The organism is Bacillus pretiosus (assembly GCF_052947655.1).
In genome coordinates this window covers 356,818-380,064 of the sequence record NZ_CM129593.1, presented here as the reverse complement: position 1 = coordinate 380,064, position 23,247 = coordinate 356,818, and the positions used below count along the sequence as shown (strand labels likewise).

At 37.2% G+C, this 23,247-nt stretch carries 18 protein-coding genes, 1 pseudogene and 1 riboswitch; of the genes and pseudogenes, 8 read left to right on the top strand and 11 right to left on the bottom strand.

The window, feature by feature from the left end:
- Nucleotides 1–8: 8 nt before the first annotated feature.
- Complete coding sequence (locus tag ACU8YW_RS02015; RefSeq protein ID WP_142293504.1) at nt 9–1,049, top strand: FecCD family ABC transporter permease; 1,041 nt, start codon at nt 9–11, stop codon at nt 1,047–1,049.
- Nucleotides 1,046–2,053 carry a FecCD family ABC transporter permease gene (locus ACU8YW_RS02010; protein ID WP_098091502.1) on the top strand — a complete coding sequence of 336 codons (1,008 nt, stop codon included), beginning with the start codon at nt 1,046–1,048 and terminating at the stop codon, nt 2,051–2,053. The genes ACU8YW_RS02015 and ACU8YW_RS02010 overlap by 4 nt, the downstream gene beginning before the upstream one ends.
- Nucleotides 2,054–2,093: 40 nt before the next feature.
- Here ACU8YW_RS02010 and ACU8YW_RS02005 read toward each other — a convergent pair whose 3' ends face one another.
- The 3 genes from ACU8YW_RS02005 to mtnK are packed head-to-tail and all read right to left on the bottom strand — an operon-like array spanning nt 2,094 to nt 5,075.
- On the bottom strand, nt 2,094–2,735 hold the full coding sequence (locus tag ACU8YW_RS02005) for an L-fuculose-phosphate aldolase (RefSeq protein WP_000926561.1): 642 nt from the start codon (nt 2,733–2,735) through the stop codon (nt 2,094–2,096).
- A 54-nt stretch (nt 2,736–2,789) separates the two neighbouring features.
- Nucleotides 2,790–3,833 (bottom strand): S-methyl-5-thioribose-1-phosphate isomerase, encoded by a 1,044-nt coding sequence (mtnA, locus tag ACU8YW_RS02000; protein WP_142291663.1) that lies wholly within the window; start codon nt 3,831–3,833, stop codon nt 2,790–2,792.
- 12 nt (nt 3,834–3,845) lie between these two features.
- On the bottom strand, nt 3,846–5,075 hold the full coding sequence (gene mtnK / locus ACU8YW_RS01995; RefSeq protein ID WP_088061569.1) for an S-methyl-5-thioribose kinase: 1,230 nt from the start codon (nt 5,073–5,075) through the stop codon (nt 3,846–3,848).
- Nucleotides 5,076–5,664: 589 nt separating this feature from the next.
- On the opposite strand from mtnK, the gene ahpC reads away from it, so the two are divergent.
- Nucleotides 5,665–6,228 (top strand): alkyl hydroperoxide reductase subunit C, encoded by a 564-nt coding sequence (gene ahpC / locus ACU8YW_RS01990; protein ID WP_000924420.1) that lies wholly within the window; start codon nt 5,665–5,667, stop codon nt 6,226–6,228.
- A gap of 14 nt (nt 6,229–6,242) precedes the next feature.
- Nucleotides 6,243–7,769 (top strand): alkyl hydroperoxide reductase subunit F, encoded by a 1,527-nt coding sequence (gene ahpF / locus ACU8YW_RS01985; protein WP_000599491.1) that lies wholly within the window; start codon nt 6,243–6,245, stop codon nt 7,767–7,769.
- A gap of 49 nt (nt 7,770–7,818) precedes the next feature.
- Here ahpF and ACU8YW_RS01980 read toward each other — a convergent pair whose 3' ends face one another.
- Together ACU8YW_RS01980 and ACU8YW_RS01975 are read right to left on the bottom strand one after the other, a co-directional pair.
- Nucleotides 7,819–8,427 (bottom strand): SAM-dependent methyltransferase, encoded by a 609-nt coding sequence (locus ACU8YW_RS01980; protein WP_088061567.1) that lies wholly within the window; start codon nt 8,425–8,427, stop codon nt 7,819–7,821.
- 193 nt (nt 8,428–8,620) lie between these two features.
- On the bottom strand, nt 8,621–9,736 hold the full coding sequence (locus ACU8YW_RS01975) for a M20 peptidase aminoacylase family protein (RefSeq protein ID WP_088061565.1): 1,116 nt from the start codon (nt 9,734–9,736) through the stop codon (nt 8,621–8,623).
- 276 nt (nt 9,737–10,012) lie between these two features.
- Between ACU8YW_RS01975 and nhaC the strand changes: the two genes are divergently transcribed.
- Nucleotides 10,013–11,434 (top strand): Na+/H+ antiporter NhaC, encoded by a 1,422-nt coding sequence (gene nhaC, locus ACU8YW_RS01970; protein WP_088061563.1) that lies wholly within the window; start codon nt 10,013–10,015, stop codon nt 11,432–11,434.
- Here nhaC and ACU8YW_RS01965 read toward each other — a convergent pair.
- Nucleotides 11,423–12,694, bottom strand: coding sequence for a transcriptional regulator (locus tag ACU8YW_RS01965; protein ID WP_106383453.1), 1,272 nt, complete (start codon nt 12,692–12,694; stop codon nt 11,423–11,425). The genes nhaC and ACU8YW_RS01965 overlap by 12 nt on opposite strands.
- A gap of 92 nt (nt 12,695–12,786) precedes the next feature.
- Between ACU8YW_RS01965 and ACU8YW_RS01960 the strand changes: the two genes are divergently transcribed.
- Nucleotides 12,787–13,896 carry a mandelate racemase/muconate lactonizing enzyme family protein gene (locus ACU8YW_RS01960; protein WP_106383454.1) on the top strand — a complete coding sequence of 370 codons (1,110 nt, stop codon included), beginning with the start codon at nt 12,787–12,789 and terminating at the stop codon, nt 13,894–13,896.
- A gap of 14 nt (nt 13,897–13,910) precedes the next feature.
- Nucleotides 13,911–14,606, top strand: a complete 696-nt coding sequence (locus ACU8YW_RS01955) for a GNAT family N-acetyltransferase (protein WP_097889283.1) — start codon at nt 13,911–13,913, stop codon at nt 14,604–14,606.
- Between the two features lie 201 nt (nt 14,607–14,807).
- Here the strand turns inward: ACU8YW_RS01955 and ACU8YW_RS01950 are convergent, their stop codons facing one another.
- From ACU8YW_RS01950 to rlmD, 5 genes and pseudogenes are all read right to left on the bottom strand, one after another.
- Nucleotides 14,808–15,515, bottom strand: coding sequence for a M48 family metallopeptidase (locus ACU8YW_RS01950; RefSeq protein ID WP_426934235.1), 708 nt, complete (start codon nt 15,513–15,515; stop codon nt 14,808–14,810).
- Nucleotides 15,516–15,609: 94 nt separating this feature from the next.
- Nucleotides 15,610–16,128 (bottom strand): YehS family protein, encoded by a 519-nt coding sequence (locus tag ACU8YW_RS01945; RefSeq protein ID WP_098856828.1) that lies wholly within the window; start codon nt 16,126–16,128, stop codon nt 15,610–15,612.
- A gap of 490 nt (nt 16,129–16,618) precedes the next feature.
- Nucleotides 16,619–18,636: pseudogene (locus ACU8YW_RS01940) on the bottom strand (GAF domain-containing sensor histidine kinase).
- A gap of 182 nt (nt 18,637–18,818) precedes the next feature.
- Nucleotides 18,819–19,808 carry a tRNA dihydrouridine synthase gene (locus tag ACU8YW_RS01935; RefSeq protein WP_097889279.1) on the bottom strand — a complete coding sequence of 330 codons (990 nt, stop codon included), beginning with the start codon at nt 19,806–19,808 and terminating at the stop codon, nt 18,819–18,821.
- Between the two features lie 248 nt (nt 19,809–20,056).
- Entirely contained in the window at nt 20,057–21,433 is a 1,377-nt protein-coding gene (gene rlmD, locus ACU8YW_RS01930) for a 23S rRNA (uracil(1939)-C(5))-methyltransferase RlmD (RefSeq protein ID WP_097889278.1), read from the bottom strand.
- Nucleotides 21,434–21,554: 121 nt separating this feature from the next.
- A riboswitch (purine riboswitch) is annotated at nt 21,555–21,656 on the top strand.
- 202 nt (nt 21,657–21,858) lie between these two features.
- On the opposite strand from rlmD, the gene ACU8YW_RS01925 reads away from it, so the two are divergent.
- A complete protein-coding gene (locus ACU8YW_RS01925; RefSeq protein WP_001200509.1) occupies nt 21,859–23,055 on the top strand; it encodes a NupC/NupG family nucleoside CNT transporter in 1,197 nt (398 codons plus the stop codon).
- The last annotated feature ends 192 nt before the right edge of the window (nt 23,056–23,247 follow it).

Here is a 23,247-nt window from a genome sequence, read left to right as displayed (position 1 = left end):
TTTATTCTATGAACAGAAAAGATGTGAAACGAATGACAAAAGATCACGACAATCCACGTTCTATAGCTTTTACATACAAACTAATTTTGAGCATAATTGCATTCTTTCTTATTTTTATGGTAGCAATGGTATTAGGTGCTGCAGATACTTCAATAAAAGACGTATGGTTAGCACTTACTTCCTCCGCTAAAGGGGACAAAATATCTATTATTCGCGAAATACGTTTGCCACGTGAAGTTGCTGCTATTTTTGTAGGAGCTGGACTTGCTGTTTCTGGAGCAATTATGCAAGGATTAACACGAAATCCACTTGCAGATCCTGGATTATTAGGGCTATCTGGTGGAGCAAATGCTGCGCTTGCACTGACACTTGCTTTCAATCCTTCCATCAGCTATCTTTACTTAACATTTGCTTGCTTTATTGGTGCTGCAATTGGCGCAATTATGGTATTTGGAATTGGTATGGTGAAAAAAGGCGGGCTATCCCCTCTTCGAATTGTATTAGCCGGTGCTGCCGTTTCAGCATTTCTACTCGCAATTTCAGAAGGAGTCGGCATTTACTTCAAAATTTCACAAGATGTATCACTTTGGACTGCTGGGGGCGTAATTGGAACTACTTGGAGCCAATTAAAAATTATTATTCCAGTCATTTCAATTAGTATCTTTATCGCTATCTTACTAGCAAAAAAATTGACAATTCTTAGTTTCAGTGAAGAAGTGGCTATTGGACTAGGTCAAAAAATTATTGTTATTAAAACCATTCTATTTATCATTATTATCTTACTTGCTGGTGCTTCTGTAGCGCTTGTCGGAAATATGGCATTTATCGGTTTAATGGTACCTCACATGGTACGCCCAATTGTCGGTCCAGATTACCGATTTGTTATACCGATGTCAGCAATTGCTGGAGCTTCCTTTATGCTACTTGCAGATACAATCGGACGTACTATTAACGCTCCATACGAAACACCAGTTGCCGCTATTGTCGCAATTGTAGGGCTGCCATTCTTCCTATTCGTTGTACGTAAAGGAGGAAAAACATTCTCATGATGCAATCTATTCTAAGAAAACAACGTCTTATTATACTCGCTTTACTAATACTGACCATCACCACCATTGTAGTTGGAATGGGACTTGGTTCAGCATCTTTATCTTATGATCGACTACTCCCAACATTAATGGGACAGGGGACTTTTAAAGAGGAGTTTGTTTTATACTCTTTAAGACTACCTAGAATTGTTATTACATTATTAGCTGGTATGGCTCTCGCTTTATCAGGGGCTATTCTGCAAGGAATTACTCGAAATGATTTAGCTGAACCTGGTATTCTCGGAATCAACTCTGGGGCCGGTGTTGCTGTTGCTATTTTCTTTTTATACTTTCCAATAGATGTAGGTTCATTCCTTTATTTACTACCTGTCGTTGGATTTATCGGGGCTTTTCTGACAGCTGTTCTAATTTACGTATTTTCATATAGTAAATCAACTGGACTTCAGCCAATACGATTAACATTAACTGGTATCGGTTTTGCATTTGCACTATCTGGAATGATGATTGTCCTTATTTCATCCGCTGATCGTATGAAAGTGGACTTTATTTCAAAATGGATTGCCGGAAATATTTGGGGAGATGACTGGATCTTCGTTTTAGCAATGCTCCCATGGTTAATCGTATTAATTCCATTCGTTTTCTATAAAGCAAATCGATTAAACATTCTAGCATTAAACGAGCCAGTCGCAATCGGTGTTGGAATTGAAATTGAAAAAGAACGCAGATACTTATTAGTTGCAGCCGTTGCGCTTGCAGCTGCAGCTGTTTCCGTAACAGGAGGAATTAGCTTTATCGGACTAATGGCTCCTCATATCGCGAAATCTTTAGTAGGTCCAAGACATCAAATTTTCATGCCTATCGCCCTTTTAATCGGCGGATGGCTATTGCTATTAGCAGACACAATCGGACGAAACATCGTTGATCCTAATGGCATCCCAGCAGGTATTGTCGTTGCTTTAATTGGTGCTCCTTACTTTATGTATTTGTTGCTTAAGAAGGCATAGAAACACCCTCAAGAGTGAAATCTTGAGGGTGTTTCTTCATTTACTGCTGCCCATACCCTTCAAACTTCTTCGCCAAATTCGCCATCTCATCTTCTGGCAATAGCTTCGGCTCTCCGACGCTTTTCGTTTGATAATAAATTTGCGCACAAAACTCAATTTCTTCTGCAACAGTAAACGCCATTTTTATGTTATTTGCACCTGCAATTAAACCGTGGTTCTCAAGTAAAACGGCACGGCGATCAATCATGCCTTCAAAAGCAGCATCTGCTAATTGCTTCGTACCAAATGTTTCATACGGTGCACAGCGTACATTCGGGCCTGCGAAAGCAATTAAATATGATACAGCAGGAAGCTCCCACCCTAATGATGCAATTGTCTTCGCATAAGGTGAATGTGTATGCACAAGCGCATTTATATCTTCACGATTTCTATAATATATAAGGTGCATATCGAGCTCGCTTGACGGTTTTCTCTCTCCCTCTACCACTTCACCATCTAAGTTTAATATAACTACATCTTCAGGTTTTGTTTCATAATACTCTAAACCACTTGGGCTAATCGCAACAAGACCTTGTTCACGATTGAAAATACTAATATTGCCGCCTGTCCCCTTTGTTAAACCGCTAGAAATCATTTTCTTTCCATACGCTACAATTTCTTCTCTTTCTTTTTGTAATAACATATACATCCCCCTAAGTATGAAGCTTATGATGACTGACTTTTTAAATCTATCTACTTATTGAAATAGCTTTTTTAAGTTCTCCGTAAACGGTGCTTTTACAATCCCTTTTTCCGTAATAATCGCTGTTACATTTTCATGTGGTGTGACATCAAATGCCGGATTATATACTTTACTTTCTTTCGGAGCAGAATATTGTCCGAAGCGATTAATCACTTCAGAAGCATCTCTTTCCTCGATTGGAATTTCTTTTCCTGCCTTTGTTTTTAAGTCGATTGTCGGTGTTGGTGCTGCTACATAAAACGGAATGTTGTAGTATTTTGCTAAAATAGATACGCCTAATGTCCCAATTTTATTTGCTACATCACCGTTTGCTGCCACACGGTCGCACCCAACGATTACCGCCTCAATCTTCCCTTGTGACATGACCATAGCTGCCATATTATCCGTAATGACAGTAACATCAATCCCCGCTCGCTGTAGTTCTAATGCTGTTAACGTTGAACCTTGTAATCTAGGACGTGTTTCATCCGAAAAGATTTTTAAGTCCCATCCTTTTTCTTTCGCTAAGTACATTGGAGCTGTCGCAGTCCCATACTTAGTCGTCGCTAACGCACCAGCATTACAATGTGTTAACACTCCCATTCCATCATGGAATAACGTTAATGCATGTTCTCCGATTTGACGGTTAATTTCTTCATCTTCTCTATGAATCTCTTTTGCCTCTTCTAGTAATCTATCTTTCAACTGGCCGATTGATAAATGTGAGTTCTCTGTCGCGACTGTCTCCATTCTTTCAAGTGCCCAAAATAAATTTACTGCTGTTGGCCTTGATGTTGCCAAATATGCACATACCTTTTTGACTTCCTCTATAAAGTCTTCCATCTTACTTTGAATAACTTCCTTTATTCCTAAACACACACCATACGCTGCCGAAACACCAATCGCTGGTGCTCCTCTTACTTTCATTACTTGAATGGCATCCCACACGCTTTCAGCTGTCTTGAAAGATTCATAGACAACCTCATTCGGTAATAATGTTTGATCTAATAAAATTAAAGAATCATCTTTCCACTGAATGGGTATTAATTGCTCTTCCATCATCTTCTCCCCTTACTTCGCGTAGTGCATTGACTGTTCTTTTAACGTTTCTACAAAACTTGTGCCTGTTTTATATTGATTAGCCCGTAAAATAAATTTCTTCGCTACTTGAAGACAAATACGTTCTGCTCTGGCACGTGCTTCCTCATTCTCGATACAAGTAATATCCTTTACTTTCGCTAGCCCAACAATACGACGAATTAACTCAAGGCCCGTCACTGCAGCTGTATCCTCTAATACAGATTGTAAATATACTTCGTTAAAGCCTTCTTCCTTCGCCATAATCTCGGTCACATGAATATTCCAAGCATTTAAAAACTTCTTCTTAAATAAATCAATTACCTCTACCATTGTCGATTGTAGCCAACCCATATACGCATCTTTCTCAGCCCCAGGCTTCATAGTCGCATCTGCATTCACCCAAGCAAACATTAAATTCGCCATTACATTCCCAACGTCATATCCCATCGGTCCATAAAAGGCAAACTCAGGATCAATAATCTTCGTGGAATCATTTTTCACAAAAACGGAACCAGTATGCAGATCACCATGAATAAGTGCCTGTGCATTCGTCATAAAAGAAAACTTACGTTTTGCTACTTCCATACGAAGCTCTTTATCACTATAAATATGCTCTCTAATCCATCCTTCATTTAGCGGAAATAACTCGTTACGCTTATTATGATTTGTAAATGGCTCAGCGTATACGAGGTCTTCTGTAATCTCACATAATTCAGGATTTATATAGTTTTTTACAAGCTCCTTCTTCTCTTTATGATTCATTACAACATCCGATGTTAATAAAAGTGTGTTTACCAAAAAAGTCGTTACATCGTCAGCAAGCCTCGGAAATATTTGATGATTTATAAGTGCTGTACGTAATATTGTGTGGTCTGATAAATCTTCCATTACGCAACAATTCATCACACTATCAAACAAATATACCTTTGGAACAAGCCCAGGTGCTAACTCCTCCTCTAACTGCAAAACATCTGATTCTATACGAATACGATTCGTCGACAACTTAAACTCATCTGAAATCCTTGCTGTATCCCCAGCTTGCTTTACAATGACAGAAATATTCTTCTGCTCATCCCAAACGCGGAATACATAATTTAAATTACCATCGCCTATTTCTTTACACTGTAACCCCTTTGCATCCTCAAACTCACATAATTTCTCTTTCACATATACAATCACATCGTTAGCTTCCATTAAAAAATACTTTGTGAACTTAGACATGGTTTCCCCTCCACACTAATTGTAAGCGTTTTCTAAAAGCTATAAAAAATAATAGGTTGAAAAATTTTTATCCTATATTATATCTTCTTCTTTTTGAAAGGTATATCTAGATTTTATTATATCTTGTTAACATCTTGAGTCAATGTTTCTATATCACTGCAATATGCTTCCTAATTATATATTTTAGATGACAAAAAATGTTCAAAAAGATTCTAATTCATTTTATTTTATTTATCGCACAATTCTTTGTAAAATAGAAATAAGCAATCCCTTTTCAAATCCACAACTTCTAAGAAATATTCCCTTCCTAACAATTTATACTTACACCATGTCTCTAACATACGCACTACTCTTTTACATACTCGTTGAAAATCGATTACATGAAAACTACCTTTTAATTCTCTAACAACCTTAATTGAGAATAAATATTAATTAAATTGATATAAAGTTGGTTTATTCTCTTGACAAAATAACCACTTCTATATGATAATTAATATCGAATTAGAATTATTATAGTTAATTAAAAAATATATTTTATGAGCACACTATTTTTTGATGCTCAAAACCAACATTTAGGAGGAATTTTAATATGTTATTAATCGGCACAGAAGTAAAACCGTTTAAAGCTAATGCTTACCATAATGGAGAATTTATCCAAGTTACTGACGAAAGTTTAAAAGGAAAATGGAGTGTAGTTTGTTTCTACCCAGCTGACTTCACATTCGTTTGCCCAACTGAACTTGAAGACTTACAAAATCAATATGCAACTCTTAAAGACTTAGGCGTTGAAGTATACTCTGTATCTACAGACACTCACTTCACTCACAAAGCATGGCATGATAGCTCAGAAACTATCGGCAAAATCGAATACATTATGATTGGTGACCCAACTCGCACAATCACTACAAACTTCAACGTTTTAATGGAAGAAGAAGGTCTTGCTGCTCGTGGTACATTCATCATCGATCCAGACGGCGTTATCCAATCTATGGAAATCAATGCTGACGGTATCGGCCGTGACGCAAGCATTCTTGTTAACAAAATTAAAGCAGCTCAATACGTACGTAACAACCCAGGTGAAGTTTGCCCAGCTAAATGGCAAGAGGGTTCTGCAACACTTAAACCAAGCCTTGACCTTGTAGGCAAAATCTAAGGAGTTCGATCAAAATGATACTAGATGCAGATATAAAAACACAACTATCCCAATACCTTCAGTTAATGGAGAACGATATTTTACTTAAAGTAAGCGCTGGAGACGACGACGTATCTAAAGATATGTTAGCTCTAGTAGACGAATTAGCTACTATGTCATCTAAGATTACAGTAGAAAAAGTTGAATTAGAGAGAACACCAAGCTTTAGCGTAAATCGCCCTGGTGAAGACACTGGTGTCGTATTCGCTGGTATTCCATTAGGACACGAATTTACTTCATTAGTGTTAGCTTTACTACAAGTAAGTGGACGCGCTCCAAAAGTTGAACAAAAATTAATCGATCAAATTAAAAACATTCAAGGCGAATATCATTTTGAATCTTATATCAGCCTAAGTTGTCATAACTGTCCTGATGTTGTACAAGCTCTTAACGTAATGAGCGTTCTAAACTCTGGTATTACACATACTATGATTGATGGCGCTGCATTCAAAGAGGAAGTAGAAAGCAAAGACATCATGGCAGTACCAACAGTTTTCCTAAACGGCGAATCTTTCGGAAGCGGTCGTATGACACTTGAAGAAATTTTAGCTAAAATGGGTAACGGTCCAGATGCATCAGAGCTTTCTGATAAAGATCCATACGATGTTCTTGTTGTTGGTGGCGGCCCTGCTGGTGCAAGTGCAGCAATTTATGCAGCACGTAAAGGCATCCGCACTGGTATCGTTGCTGAGCGCTTCGGTGGTCAAGTAATGGATACTATGGGCATTGAGAACTTCATCAGCGTAAAACGCACTGAAGGTCCTAAGCTAGTAGCAAGCCTTGAAGAGCACGTAAAAGAATACGACATCGATGTAATGAATCTACAACGTGCAAAACGTTTAGAGAAAAAAGAACTTATTGAAGTGGAACTTGAAAACGGCGCTATTCTGAAAAGTAAAAGCGTAATCGTTTCAACAGGTGCTCGCTGGCGTAACGTTGGCGTACCAGGTGAAGCTGAGTTCAAAAATAAAGGTGTAGCATACTGCCCACACTGTGACGGTCCATTATTCATCGGAAAAGACGTAGCAGTTATCGGCGGAGGTAACTCTGGTATTGAAGCAGCTATCGACTTAGCAGGTATCGTTAAGCACGTAACTGTTCTTGAATTCATGCCAGAATTAAAAGCTGATGCTGTATTACAAGAGCGTCTTAACAGCTTACCAAACGTAACTGTTCTGAAAAACGTTCAAACGAAAGAAATCACTGGTACTGATAAAGTAAACGGTATTTCTTACATCGATCGTGAAACTGAAGAAGTTCATCACGTTGAATTACAAGGTGTATTCGTACAAATCGGTCTTGTGCCAAACACAGACTGGTTAGGCGAAACAGTTGAACGCGCTCGCGGTGAAATCGTAACAGACAAGCACGGCGCTACAAACGTACCAGGAGTGTTTGCTGCAGGTGACTGTACAAATAATCCGTACAAACAAATCATCATCTCTATGGGTTCAGGTGCAAACGCAGCTTTAGGTGCATTTGATTACTTAATCCGTAACTAATTATATAGACGTGAGTAAAAAAAAGCAGGTGCCTTGGCACCTGCTTTTTTTATAATCTTAATGTATAAACTAAAAACCTCTCATTCCCATTCTTCTCATAAGCACCTGGCAACCTTACTTCTCTCTTCAGCTCAAACGTAGTCTGGTTCTCTAAGAAGAAAATATAATCTTCAGAAGGATAGTATAAAATAATATCTACTTCTCTCTCTGTTTCCTCTACCGAAAGCAAAATGTTATTTACTACGTTCATAAACACTTGTACAGAAAATGGATTAAAAAAATAAAACCGATTATCACGTGGATCAATCTCATATTCTTGCGCTAAACAGCATTCAAACCCAATTTTATCTTTACTGTTTCTTACCTTTCGTGCATAGCGCTCAAAATTATCCATTGCTTCTTTATAAAACTCTTCATTCATTTCAATTCCAACTGCTGAAGCACCACACTTATGGTGCATGTAAAAATTTAATCGTCCTTTTCCGCATCCAAAATCTACAACCCGGTCGCTACTTCTTATTTCATATTGATTCAATAACTCATCTAATCCGCTATATGGCGTCGGTTCATAACGGTGATAATGCATAGACTTGTTAAAACCCTTTTGCTCACCGACAGTTTTTATATGTAATACTGCATCGTAATATTGTTCGTTCATTCGTCTTCTCCTATTAGAAAATGGTACTTATTATTATACACCATGTACTGAAGACTCATTTTGCATCAAGTTAACTGATACGTGAAATTATATGAATGATTTTCTGAATATATCTATCGTAACTTAGAATATATCAACGATTTTTTCAATATATCGACTTAACGACACATTCCTACAAAAAAACAGGAGCTATCTAGCCCCTGTCCTCTAATACTTTCAATACAGTTTGTTTCAATATTTCTACTCCATCCATAATACAACTATGATCGAACTTCATATACGGATGGTGTAATCCAGGTTGTAGGTTGGCACCTAGTCCAAGCATGACAGCTTTTAAATGTGGTCTCTTCACTGTGTAGTAATGGAAATCATCGCTTCCTGTCGTATACAGTGGTCCAGTGCATCCCTCTTCCCCGTACACTTCAAGAATGCCTTTTCGCATAAAGCGCTCAGCTTCTTCTGACACTTCAGCTCCTGGTGCAAGGTCGATCCATTTGTATGAAGTTTTCGATCCCATAGATGCGGCCGATTCTATTACATGTTCTATTTTTTTCTTCAATTCTTCTAATAATGTATTACTCTCTGCCCTAACATCTAAGCTAAAATGGCCGTTACCCGGAATAATATTCAAATTATCCCCGCCAGCCTGGCACCTTGTCATCTTCACTGAATATGAGCTTTGCGGTGGTAGCCATATATTTTTCAAACCGATATTGATCATAGAAATGACATCAATTGCATTTATCCCTTGATGTGGGCGTGCCCCATGTGCATCATCTCCATGAATCGTTCCTTCTAAAAATCCTGCTGCTCCGTGACGAATAGATGGGGCAGCTTGTTTCAAAGGTAGTTCTTCAATCGGTCTTAGATGAACACCAAATAAGAAGTCAGCATCATCCACGGCACCCTTCTCTACCATCTTTAAAGAACCATTTCCTTTTTCCTCTGCCGGCTGAAAAATAAATCTAACCGTTCCACTATCCCATCTCATATTTTTCAATTGTAAAATAAGCCCCATCACAATTGTCATATGAGCATCGTGACCACATGAATGATTCGCTTTAAACTCTCCGTCCACTTCTTGCCAAAGTGCATCCATATCGGCACGAATTGCAATAACTGGATTTCCGCTTCCAATTTCAGCAATCACGCCTGGGCAATCATCAAATATTTTATATGAAATTCCTTCTTCTTTTAAAAAGTTAGTAATATACGCTGTCGTTTCATACTCTTTCCAACTCACTTCAGGGTTTTCATGTAAATGCTGAAAAATTTCAGTTAACCGCTCTTGTAGTTCTAATGTTTTCAAAGCTACATTCTCCTTCCCAAATTCCAAAACCATTCAGGTTAATTATACTTATGAAAAACAGATGTTTTTATGAACATATTGAATTTTAAGAAAAAAGTCAATTATTTATTTTTAAATACGATCGACAACTTATTTCCACTCACTTTATAACGATAGAACATTCCTTATTTTCTGTTTTTTATTGACGCTCATATCAATTTTTAGTTATTATAATTTAATAACGTCTATTTTGCGACAATTCTAAAAATACAAACATACATAATGAGGAGGCAATTTATGAAAAAAGAAATACCTTTTGGCGTAGCAATAATCCCTATTATCATTACAGTTGCAGTTATGATGGTTACAATTGTTGTATTAAAACAAAGCCCTCACGTCCCACTTATTATCGGTACAACCGTTGCTTCTATCGTCGCTTGGCGTTACGGTTACAAATGGCACGATATTGAAGAAGCAATGTATAAAGGAATTCGCCTCGCATTACCCGCTATCGTTATCATTATTCTAGTAGGTTTAACGATTGGTGCTTGGATTGGCGGCGGAATCGTCGCAACAATGATTTATTACGGTTTAAATCTTTTAACTCCATCACTATTTTTAGTTTCAATTACAATTATTTGTTCTATTGTTGCATTAGCTATCGGTAGCTCTTGGTCTACAATGGGAACAATTGGTGTTGCAGGAATGGGAATTGGCCTAAGTATGGGAATCCCAGCTCCAATGGTTGCCGGTGCTATCATTTCCGGTTCTTACTTCGGCGATAAAATGTCACCGCTTTCAGACACAACAAACTTAGCCGCAGGATTAACAAATACAGATTTATTCACACATATTCGTCATATGTTATTTACTACAATTCCAGGTTTAATTATTACTCTTATCGTTTATGCATTCTTAGGAAGAAATTTTGGCGCTAACAATATTGATGCAAAAGGTATCGATCAAACGTTACAAGTATTGCAACAAAACTTTGTTATCTCCCCTTTCCTACTAATCATACCTGTAGTCGTTATGGTATTGGTCGCTAAAAAAGTTCCTGCTATACCAGCTATTCTCGTAGGTATAATTTTAGGATTTTTATCACAAGTCTTTATTCAAGGTGGTTCTGTCTCCGCGTCTGTCGGTGCACTCCAAAATGGATTTGTCATAGACACTGGCAACAAGCTAGTAGACGAACTCTTTAACCGCGGTGGCTTAAATTCGATGATGAATACAGTTTCGATGACAATTGTCGCTATGACCTTTGGAGGAGTATTAGAACATACTGGTATTCTTCGCGCAATTGTAAATCAAATTTTAAAATTAGCGACATCAGCAAAAGGACTTATCGCTTCTACTATCGCATCTTGCTTTGCAACCAACCTTACTTGCTCTGAACAATATATTTCGATTGTTGTTCCTTCAAGAATGTACGCAAATGCATACACAGAAAAAGGACTACATTCTAAAAATTTATCCAGAGCATTAGAAGATGGCGGAACATTAACTTCTGTTTTCGTACCTTGGAATACATGTGGTGTATTTATACTCGCAACACTTGGAGTTGGCGCATTCGAATATGCTCCTTATGCTATATTGAATTTCATCGTACCTATTATTTCAATCATTTACGGCATAACTGGTCTCACAATTACGAAACTATCAGACATTGAAAAAGCGGAACTACTAAAAAAACAAAAGGCTCAACTAGAAGCTTAGAGATACCGGTAAATTCATTTCATATATTGCGCGAGGGCGCCCTTGTTGATAGGGCATTTCCTCGCCGCAAATATGAGCATACCCATAATCAACTAGTTTCTTTAATAACCTTTCTGTTGATCGGCGAGTCACTTGTAAGTATTCAGAAAGATCCGCTGCTGTAAACTTCAATGATGGATGTGATTGACTAAATTGAATAATTTTTGACAAGTTGGCTGGACTAAGTTTCGTTTCCTTCGCTATTTTCATGAGTTCTGGGTTGTCATTCTTCAAACTTTGTACTCTCTGTTCTTTCGGGAACGGACCAAATAGTTCTTTATCACTTGTTAGTATATAAAAACAGTGGTCTATTGGATTATTCTTCGCGAAACTTTGAGCAATTTTAGCATTTTGCTCCGCTTCTTTCACAGTTTTTCCGTAACCAAATCCAATAGCTATTGTTCCTTCTATACTCGCAAATAAATTATTTATCATATTTGTTTTTATAATCGATTCAATATCACCACGAGTCGTATACAAAATGAACGTCATTTCATCAACTTTTTTAAATGAACCCCGTAGTTCTTTTGAAATAGCATCTAATTGCTCAAGCAAACCTTCTCGTAATTCTAAAGAAGAAATCATACAAGCACCAACAGTAGCTGAATGGCTTTTTGCTAACTCAGCTTTTATTTTCGCATCTTTTAACCCATGTATAATGGATTGCTTCGGATCTATCATACGCTCTGAAGGAATACCTATTTTTTGAAGTTCATCATAGACAGCGTGAATACTAGTTAAAGCTAAATGAGCATCTCCAGATTGATATTTAGTTACATGAAAATCAATAACTCTATTTATTTCATCTTTACTCCACAGCATATTTTCATAATCTAACACTTGTGGATTTTCTTTTATACCGATATCATGGAACACATTTGTAATGAATGAGCGGTCTACTAAATCAATTGAAATTTTATGTGGTTGAATACGTTGGTGATACATGACAGAAAGAATGGAAGATGCGACAGTTGTCTCGTCTTGCTGTAAGTACGTACTTGGAATTCGTAATTGTTCTCTTATTTCTTTTGCCATATAATAAGGTAAAGCACCTGAGAAAAAGATGAAATCACAAGGCTTTAAACGCTTTAAAAGTTCAGAAGATTCCGCCGGATGAAGGTAAATATATGGATCAATCTCTATTTCTTCTAGTTTATGAGCAATAGGTAAAAGATTCTCCATAAACTCTTTTGAACCGACAACTGCAATTTTTATCATCATTTCTTTAACTCCTTATCATTAATTAACGACTATTTAACGTCAACTATATCAAATGTACAAAACTATTGTAAACAGGAAGGGGTCTCTACCTAATGAAAATTACAGCTATTCATCTTTACGCAATTCGTTTACCACTTCGCGATCCGTTTGTTATTAGTTATGGTTCTTATTCTGACATGCCTTCTATTATCGTCAAAATGGAAACAGATGAAGGCATTATCGGTTACGGTGAGGGCGTTGCTGATGATCACGTTACAGGCGAATCATGGGAAAGTACTTTCCATACTTTAAAACATACACTTGCTCCTGCGCTCATCGGGCAAAATCCAATGAATATCGAGAAAATACACGATATGATGAACAATACCATTTACGGTGTTCCTACTGCAAAAGCCGCAATAGATATTGCTTGTTTTGATATAATGGGCAAAAAACTAAATCAACCTGTATATCAATTAATTGGCGGACGCTACCATGAAGACTTCCCTGTCACTCACGTCTTAAGTATCGCCGAACCTGAAGACATGGCTGAAGAAGCTGCTTCCATGATTCAAAAAGGTTACCAATCTTTCAAAATGAAAGTCGGTACGAATGTAAAAGAGGATGTAAAAAGAATTGAAGCTGTACGTGAACGTGTAGGAAATGATATTGCGATTCGCGTTGATGTAAACCAAGGATGGAAAAATAGCGCCAACACATTAGCGGCACTTCGTTCATTAGGTCATTTAAGCATCGACTGGATTGAACAGCCTGTTTTCGCAGACGATATTGACGCAATGGCTCACATTCGTTCTAAAACAGACCTTCCGCTTATGATTGATGAAGGATTAAAAGGTTCTCGTGAAATGCGCCAAATCATTAAATTAGACGCGGCTGATAAAGTAAATATAAAACTAATGAAATGCGGCGGCATATATCCCGCTGTAAAACTCGCTCATCAAGCAGAAATGGCAGGCATTGAATGCCAAGTTGGATCCATGGTCGAATCATCCGTTGCCTCTTCCGCAGGATTCCATGTCGCTTTCTCGAAAAAAATTATTACGAGCGTCGAGCTAACAGGTCCATTAAAGTTCACGAAAGACATCGGAAACTTACATTACGACGTACCATTTATTCGCTTAAACGAAAAGCCAGGACTTGGCATTGAAATAAACCAAAATACATTACAAGAACTAACCGTCTTTCAAGACGTTGTACGCTAAAGGAGGACTAACGCATGACAGTTCTATACAAAGGATCATTAAAACAAAATAACGAACCATTTCACGTTACATTACTAACACTAGAGAACATTGAACAAACCTTATCACTACAAAACGTTGTAGTTGAGGCGCTAGAGGATAAAAGTCGCTTACAGCCACTCTCGCTAGAAGAATTTCAATACATTCTAGAAGGAAACGGCATGATGATCGGTGCTTTTATCGAAAACGAACTCATCGCATTTCGTGCCCTACTCGTTCCTCCTATCGACGACGAACATTTAGGACTTGATATTGGCATAGCAGAAAGCGAACTACATCGCGTCATCTATCAAGAAATTTCAAATGTTCACCCGAACAGCCGAGGAAATGGGATCCAAAAAATATTAGCGACAGTCATCATGGACGAATTACAAAAAGAAGATGGCCAGTACGACTATGTTTGCTGCACCGTTGCTCCTTTTAACATTCCAAGTTTAAAAGATAAGTTTTCGCAAGGAATGGAGATTGCTGCATTGAAGGAGAAGTATAGTGGTAGTATGCGGTATGTGTTTGTGAAGGAATTGCGTGGAAGCAAGAAAAGAAATTGGACGGATGTTAAGAGTGTTCCGATGAGTGATGCTGTTGGACAGCAAGCTTTACTTTCGAACGGTTATCGTGGGTATGGAATGGAGAAAGTAGACGGAGATTTTGTTGTGAAGTTTGGACGATGATTTATATACCTGAAAAAAAGGAGATGTCTGCTGTGACATCTCCTTTTACTTTCTCTTCATTGAACATATCGATTGCAACTCCAAATATATCAGCGATTTTCGATATATATCGGCGCAATTTCAAATATATCAGCGATTTTTGAATTATATCGACTTACCGACAAGTATTGACAATAATCGCAACCTATATAAATTTCACCACTAAACCGTCATCTTCCAACTAGATAACGCTAACCAGTTTTCCATTTCCTTATAATCAGGCATTATCTTCCCGACAAGACGCCAAAAAGAGCGATCATGATTTAAATGAACCATATGGCACATTTCATGAACAACTACATAATCAAGTACTCGCTGTGGTGCCATCGCTAGCTTCCAATTGAATGTTAGCTGTAAATTTGAATCACAAGTGCCCCATGTGCGGCTACTATCTGTAATACGTATAGAACGCGGTTTTGTTTTGAAGTTACTTTGATGTGCTTTAATACTCTTCTCTACTAATGACTTACACTGCTTATAGTAAAATCGTTTTAACGCTTGTTGGATTTTCTCATCCTTAAGCTCTTTCACATAAATATGTAGCTTATCTTCTTCAAACACTGCATTGTCTTGCGTAATACTTGCATCTTGGGAGATCTGTATCGGATACGTATTCCCTAAATACAGAAAACCCTCTCCTTGATCATAATCCTTTTCCTGTGGTCCAAGCGCTCGCTCCTGCATTTCCTTACGTGTTTTCTGAATCCACTCCCACTTCTCCTCTAGCAACTGGACTAAGTATTCAACAGGTGTTCCCTTTGGAGCCTGCACTTCCACATTTCCGTACGAATCTACAAAAAGACGCACCGATTTTTTCTTTTTATAAGTTATATGAAAATTAATCGTCTCACCTAAATATGTATGTACCATTTCATCACCTAGTGTATTATTTTACAAATAAAAAAGAGTAGGATACGAACGCCCTACTCTACCTATTATATCATTTACCGCGTTAACCGACTCATTACCCTCTATACTTTACACCTAATCCCTTAATGAAATTCCTTGCGTATCTATCGCCGCACTCTTTATAATTTTTATGGCCTTTTTTTCTTAATAGGGCGCCTAGTTCTCCCTTTGTTACTATAACGCCTACGCTATCTAATATATCAAGTACATCCTCACTCGTTAAAGATAGTGCGATTTTCATTTTCTTTAGCAGAAGGTTATTCGCACTCTCTTTGCTTTGTACAGGTGCCGGTTGTCCTGGTTTCGGATCTTGCTTCCCTCTTTTTAAAGTAATAAATCCATTTAAAAATGCCTCTAACATCATCATATCGCATGTTTTTACGTACTCGTCTTCAGCTACATCATCATTTTCAGCTTCATGCTGAGGTGCTCTCTTTATTTTTGTAAGCATATCAACTACGTCTTCTTTCGTTACTTCCATACCACCAAGTTTAAAGATTTCTACCATATCTATATCTCTTATATCTAAAGCGTACCTTACTCTTTTTAATATATCGTTGTTGCTCATTGCCATTGTTTTGCCTCCTGAAATGTTGATTATAGTAATGCTTTTAGCATGTGTAAATGAATGTCGTTAAGTTACTACTTTAACATTTTAGGGGGAGGTTTTGTAGCCTTAGGTGGATTAATGGTTGTGGGGATGATTTTATTTATTATTAAGATACTTCTAATAACGAATTTATTGTATTAGAAATTAAGAAAGATCCTATCGATAGAAACGCCTTCAAATACTGTAAAAAGTATTTTAGTTGGTAGTGGGATAGCTCCTTCATTTAAGGATGATATTAATAAAGCAAAAAAGGATGGGGATTTACTATTAATTAACACACTTAAAAATGGACTAACCTAATATAGGTTAGTCCATTTCTTTTTATGCAACTCTAATTTAGTAGGCAACTCAAACGTGAATGCTACGCAAAATTCAGGTGAAATAGATTGATTATGTTTACTTAGGTTTTACTTTTCATTTGTGGTACAGTTCACTGTAACTAATCTAAATGAGGTTATTGTTCATTATTTTTATAATTAAATTTAACAAAAAAGGTAGTGCCTTCGGATCCCGTTTGAATTTCTATTTTTGCATTATGACGGGCAGCAATGGCATAACATACACCTAACCCCAATCCAGTTCCATTATTTTTGGTCGTGTAAAATGGAGTACCTAGTTTCTCTAATACTTCAGGCCTGATACCTTTTCCTTGATCCCGCACTGCAAGCACCACACAATCTCGACCTTCTTTATAGGTGCTAATGGTTAGAACTTTCTCTTTGTCCATCGCTTCTAAGCCATTACGGTATAAGTTTATTAATAATTGCCGTATCTCATTACGATTTAAAAGTAATTCCGGAATGTCATTTGTATCGACTTGAATATATTTATTTTGATTATGCGTATCAATCTTTATTAAAGGAATAATATCGCGGATAATTGAATTTAAATCTAACATCTGCAAATCCGATTTCCTTGTATTACCCATTGAGAGAAATTCAGTAATAATAGAATTGGCACGGTCAAGTTCTTCAATCATTAAATTAAAGTGCTTATTATGTTTCTCATAGGTGGGCTCTTCTTTTAATAACTGCAAAAATCCTCGTACTGTTGTCATTGGATTTCTAATCTCATGGCTGATACCTGCTGCCATTTTCCCTATTAAATCTATGTTCGATAATCTTTTCAATTCCTGCTCATATTGCTTTTTTTCCGTTATGTTTTTAAAAATACAAGAAATACCATCATCATACGGGTATGCAATAACTTCGTACCAATATTCATCAGGGGCAGAAAAAAATTCAAAATACACTGTAGTTCGCTCTGACATTACACGATGAAGTTCCTTATACATGACTTCGTCAATGCTACTCGGGAAAATCTCCCATATATTCTTGCCTAATACATCTTTTGCTGTTTTTCTTTGTGGAAAATATTGATGCTTATTTACATACGTAAATTCCCATGTATTATTCAAAGTAAAAAATCCATCTGTAATACTTTCAATCACACTTGTAATTTTTTCATTAGCAACAGCTAGTTCTTTCGTTCGCTCTTCCACCATGCTTTCAAGTCGATCCATATATAACAAGTTTGAAAACGTAGGCGCTGTGGCATCAACGATAGATTTTGCCAGTTGCATCTGGGAATTATCATAATTATGAGCTTTTCCCTCTTTGTCAACGACGATTACCCCTAATACTTCTCCCATTGAAACCAATGGAATCATCAGTAGACCCTTACTATCTATATTTTTTGTTTGAATAACCTCTTGGATCTTAGCTTCATAGCTTTTCTCCATCCAATCCGCTTCTGTCCAATCACAGTCCTTGCTTAACTTCGTTGTTTTAATCGTTGTTTTGTCTAGGGGGTCTAAAAGGTGAGCTGCCATGCTGTTACTCTCTAAAATCTGTCCTAAGTAAAAAAACATTTATCAAAACTCTCCTGTATCGAGGAACACATTGATAAATCACGGGTAACATTTAGTAACAGCTGCTTCTCGGCAATAAGGTTTTCCTTTTGCGTTAAATTATTTGCGTTTTGAATTGCAACCGCAGCCATATTTACATAAGCTTCAACACTTTGAATTTCTGAATTTGTTAAGTTCATTGGAATTCCATAATCAAATAAAAAAACCAGACCAAATAACTCTTGCCCAAATGAGATAGGTAGAGCTAATAAGGACTTAATTTTGAACGCAGCAACTGGTCTCGGATCCGGTCGATGATCCTTTGATGTATCAGGAATATAAATGGTTTTTTGGGTTTCAATAACTTCTTTTGCCAGTAAGTCTATTTCAGGATCAATTACCTGAGTATCGAGCGTTACGCCATTTATTGTCTCTGGTTTTCCTGCAAACCCTCTAAATGTTCCATCTTCCTGGGGTAAATAGATTCCAACAGCGTTGCACTTAACAATCTCCTCTGATATCGCCATTGTTACACGCTGCAATACTTCACGTAGTTCTAATTTTGTATTTATTATTTTTGTTATATTCGCGAGCCTAGAATATCTCGCCTGATCACTTAACATTCACATGGCCTCCAATTATAGGCATAATAAAATAAACATGATACTATCATTGAAAATCAAGACCAACCTACCATTTTCACTTTTCTCCTGTATTCTTTTCTTACCCCTTTTTACATAGAATACCTCACTTACTTATGATACGGTTCACCTTAATTAAAATGAAACAGTGTAACTTTCAAAAGTTACACTGTTTCACTACCTTCTACCACATTCACACTCGCCTCAAACTTATCAAGTAATGCGCGTACTTCATCAGTTGATTTTGTGCTCATCAATTGATTTCTTAGTTCAGCAGCTCCAGGGAAGCCTTTTACATAAATTTTGAAGAAGCGATGTAGTCCTGTGATGGAGCGTGGTAATACTTCTGCATATTGATCTTGAAGATCAAGTTGTAGTCTTAAAAGATCTAGATGTTCTTTACTGCTATGCTCTCTTGGCTCTTTTTCGAAAGCAAACGGATTTTTAAAGATACCTCGTCCAATCATAACACCATCAATGCCGTATTTTTCAGCAAGTTCCAGTCCGACTTTACGGTCAGGAATGTCTCCGTTGATTGTTATTAGCGTATTTGGTGCGATACGGTCACGTAATTTTTTAATTTCCGGAATTAGTTCCCAATGCGCATCCACTTGGCTCATTTCTTCTCTTGTACGTAAGTGAATAGAAAGGTTTGCGATATCTTGTTTGAAAATATGCGTTAACCAATCTTCCCATTCGCTTAACTCTTTAAAGCCCAGTCGCGTTTTTACGCTGACAGGTAGTCCGCCCGCTTTTGCTGCTTGAATAAGTTCTGCCGCAACGTCTGGACGTAGAATAAGACCACTACCTTTTCCTCTTGATGCTACGTTCGGTACAGGGCAACCCATGTTAATATCAATACCTTTAAATCCTAACTCTGCCATACCAATACTCATTTGACGGAAATATTCAGGATTATCTCCCCAAATATGCGCCACGATTGGTTGTTCATCTTCTGTAAAAATTAAACGGCCACGTACACTTTTCATACCTTCTGGATGACAATAGCTATCCGAGTTTGTGAACTCTGTGAAGAATACGTCTGGGCGACCTGCCTCACTTACTACGTGACGGAAAACAACGTCTGTCACATCTTCCATTGGTGCAAGTACGAAAAATGGTCGTGGTAAATCATGCCAAAAATTATCTATCATTTCAAATTCAAATCCTCTCACTATGAATACAATTTCAAACTCTCAATAAAGTGAAACTTTAATCAGTGGGGTTTTTCTTCATTCCCCACTGATTATTAGTTGAACCAATCGGACTTTTATGGGCAGTTGATCCCCCACCTAACTTCTTTGCTTTCGCTGAATTTTGAGGTGGGGGTCTTACTGCCCATTAAAGCGGGATAAACCAAAAAGCAGATGGTATAGATTCTCCTATATCAACTGCTTTCCTATTATACCAACTTCAGCCAAGCTACACACTCCACATGAGTCGTATGCGGGAACATATCAACAGGTTGTACTTCCTGCGTTTTATATCCGCCTTCTTCCAGTACTTTTAAGTCACGTGCTAATGTTGCTGGGTTACATGATACGTATACGACGCGTTTTGGTTTCATGTCGATGATTGTGTTTAGTAGTGCATCATCACAACCTTTACGCGGTGGATCTACGACCATTGTGTCGGCGATTATGCCTTCTTTGTACCATTTTGGAATAACTACTTCTGCTTCTCCTACGCCAAATTCAGCGTTTGTCATGTTGTTTAGTGCTGCGTTTCGGTTTGCGTCTTCGATTGCTTCTGGGACGATTTCAACACCGTACACTTTTTTCGCTTTTTGCGCTAGGAATAAGGAGATTGATCCAATTCCACAATAGGCGTCAATTACTGTTTCGTTGCCATCTAATTTTGCATATTCTAACGTTTTATCGTATAACACTTTCGTTTGTTCTGGATTTACTTGATAGAATGAACGTGCTGAAATTGCAAACTTAATGTCACCGATAAAGTCATAAATGTATTCTGATCCGTACAGTACTGTCGTTGTGTCTCCGAAGATTACGTTTGTACGTTTCGTGTTTACGTTTTGAACAATCGATTTTACTTCTGGGAATTTTGCAGCAATTTCTTCAATGATTGCTTTCTTGTTTGGTAATTCTGCTGTACGAGTAATGAAGACAAGCATAATTTCCCCTGTTACTTGTCCGTAACGAGCCATTACATGGCGAAGTGTTCCTTTATTACGCTCTTCGTTGTATGCCGAAATACCGTGTTTTTCACAAATACGTTTTACTTCCTGGATTAATGTATCGTTTTCTTCTGCCTGAATTAAACATGATTCCATATTAATGATGTCATGTGTTCCTTGGCGATAGAAACCAGCGACAAGTCCACCTTCACGTTCTCCAATTGGTACTTGTGCTTTGTTACGGTATACCCATGGGTTCTTCATGCCAAGTACAGGGTGCACAGGAACATCGCTTAATCCGCCAATACGCTGCATAACGTCACGTACTTGTTTTTCTTTCGCTTGTAATTGTCCTTCATATGTTAAGTGCTGAAGTTGACAACCGCCGCACTGATTGTACACTGGGCATTCTGCATCTTTACGATATGGGCTCTCTGCATGAAGCTTCATTAAACGACCGAATGCGAAGTTTTTCTTCACTTTAATAATTTTAATTTGTGCTTCTTCACCTGGTAATCCGTTTTTAACGAAAATAGGATAGCCCTTTACTTTCGCAACACCGGCACCATCATGTGTTAAATCTTCAAATACTACATCTATAAACTCATTTTTCTCAACTGGTGGCGTCATTTTTGTACTCATTTTCCGACCTCTCTTTTTCATAACACTGCGTTACATTTTATCATACTTATATGGTCTATTTCTATCGGAAGAAAAAAAGCTATTGACGATAGTTCTCCGTTAATGTTACGCTACTACTAATTTAATACGGACGATGTTACCTCATATATATTCGATAATATGGATCGAGAGTTTCTACCCGGCAACCTTAAATTGCTGGACTATGGGGAAAACTAATGAATATTAGCCTATGTGCAAAAAAAGACTCATATTGATTAGCTTTCTCTCATAGATGAAAGTGAATCCATATGGGTCTTTTTTTATTTTTATTTTTCTAAAAGGTCAGACATCTTACGTATGACATAAAACCTCTTTGTTTTATTTTTTGTAATATAACGAGCGTTTTATGTACAAACTTTATACGAACTTCTGAAAGGGGCAACTACATGCAATATGTAATGAGCATTATCGGTATTCTTGTCGTTTTAGGTTTATGCTTTGCTTTGTCAAACAATAGAAGTAAAATCAACTTCCGTGCAATTGCTATTATGATTGGTTTTCAAATTTTAATCGGTTGGTTTATGTTTGGCACAAAGATTGGTCAACAAATCATTATTTTCATTGGTAAAGTTTTCAACAAACTAATTAAACTTGGTACGACAGGTGTCGATTTTCTCTTTAATGGAATTCAAAGAGATTTTGTCTTTTTCTTAAACGTACTATTAATTATCGTATTTTTCTCAGCACTACTTTCTATCTTTAGTTATTTAGGTGTTTTACCATTCATCGTTCGCGTTGTCGGCGGTGCAATTTCAAAAATTACTGGTTTACCACGCGTTGAGTCATTCCACGCAGTAAACTCTGTATTCTTCGGTTCAAGTGAAGCGTTAATCGTTATTAAAAACGATTTACAGCATTTTAACAAAAACCGTATGTTTATCATTTGTTGTTCTGCAATGAGTTCCGTTTCTGCTTCTGTTACAGCATCATACGTAATGATGTTAGATGCGAAATATGTACTAGCAGCTCTTCCGCTAAACTTATTCTCAAGCTTAATCGTTTGTTCGCTATTAACACCAGTTGATACGAAGAAAGAAGATGAAGTGATTCAAAAATTTGATAGAACTTTATTCGGTGACAGCTTTATCGGTGCAATGATTAACGGTGCGCTTGATGGTTTAAAAGTAGCTGGTATCGTTGCTGCATTAATGATTGCCTTCATCGGTGTGATGGAAGTTGTAAACTACGTAATTAGTGCCGCTTCAGGTGCAATGGGATATGCTGTTACTTTACAACAAATTTTCGGTTATATACTTTCTCCATTCGCATTCTTAATGGGTATTCCAACTCAAGATATTATCCCAGCTGGTGGTATTATGGGTACGAAAATTGTATTAAACGAGTTTGTAGCAATCCTTGATTTAAAAGATGTTGCATCAACATTATCTCCACGTACAGTCGGAATCGTTACAGTATTCTTAATTAGTTTCGCAAGTATTAGCCAAATTGGTGCGATTGTTGGTACAATCCGTGCCCTTTCTGAAAAACAAGGAAGCATCGTTTCTAAATTTGGTTGGAAAATGTTATTTGCATCAACACTTGCTTCTATTTTATCTGCAACAATCGCTGGATTGTTTATTTAATAAAAAACTCCACCTTACTTCTCCTTTTCCAAAAGGAAATTTAGGTGGAGTTTTTTTACTTTCTTCTATATGTATTTTTATGTAAACCTCACCAGAAAAATATAAGGGTTTTTTCCGAATTATTCCAAAAATGTATTCCCCTCTATATTCTATAGTGATATGATGTACAAGGGTATAATTCAAATTTTTAAA

Coding starts and splice junctions, on each gene's coding strand:
- ACU8YW_RS02015 (WP_142293504.1), top strand. CDS start 9: ATGAACAGAAAAGATGTGAAACGAATGACAAAAGATCACGACAATCCA.
- ACU8YW_RS02010 (WP_098091502.1), top strand. CDS start 1,046: ATGATGCAATCTATTCTAAGAAAACAACGTCTTATTATACTCGCTTTA.
- ACU8YW_RS02005 (WP_000926561.1), bottom strand. CDS start 2,735: ATGTTATTACAAAAAGAAAGAGAAGAAATTGTAGCGTATGGAAAGAAA.
- mtnA (WP_142291663.1), bottom strand. CDS start 3,833: ATGGAAGAGCAATTAATACCCATTCAGTGGAAAGATGATTCTTTAATT.
- mtnK (WP_088061569.1), bottom strand. CDS start 5,075: ATGTCTAAGTTCACAAAGTATTTTTTAATGGAAGCTAACGATGTGATT.
- ahpC (WP_000924420.1), top strand. CDS start 5,665: ATGTTATTAATCGGCACAGAAGTAAAACCGTTTAAAGCTAATGCTTAC.
- ahpF (WP_000599491.1), top strand. CDS start 6,243: ATGATACTAGATGCAGATATAAAAACACAACTATCCCAATACCTTCAG.
- ACU8YW_RS01980 (WP_088061567.1), bottom strand. CDS start 8,427: ATGAACGAACAATATTACGATGCAGTATTACATATAAAAACTGTCGGT.
- nhaC (WP_088061563.1), top strand. CDS start 10,013: ATGAAAAAAGAAATACCTTTTGGCGTAGCAATAATCCCTATTATCATT.
- ACU8YW_RS01965 (WP_106383453.1), bottom strand. CDS start 12,694: ATGATGATAAAAATTGCAGTTGTCGGTTCAAAAGAGTTTATGGAGAAT.
- ACU8YW_RS01960 (WP_106383454.1), top strand. CDS start 12,787: ATGAAAATTACAGCTATTCATCTTTACGCAATTCGTTTACCACTTCGC.
- ACU8YW_RS01955 (WP_097889283.1), top strand. CDS start 13,911: ATGACAGTTCTATACAAAGGATCATTAAAACAAAATAACGAACCATTT.
- ACU8YW_RS01950 (WP_426934235.1), bottom strand. CDS start 15,515: ATGGTACATACATATTTAGGTGAGACGATTAATTTTCATATAACTTAT.
- ACU8YW_RS01945 (WP_098856828.1), bottom strand. CDS start 16,128: ATGGCAATGAGCAACAACGATATATTAAAAAGAGTAAGGTACGCTTTA.
- ACU8YW_RS01935 (WP_097889279.1), bottom strand. CDS start 19,808: ATGATAGATAATTTTTGGCATGATTTACCACGACCATTTTTCGTACTT.
- rlmD (WP_097889278.1), bottom strand. CDS start 21,433: ATGAGTACAAAAATGACGCCACCAGTTGAGAAAAATGAGTTTATAGAT.
- ACU8YW_RS01925 (WP_001200509.1), top strand. CDS start 21,859: ATGCAATATGTAATGAGCATTATCGGTATTCTTGTCGTTTTAGGTTTA.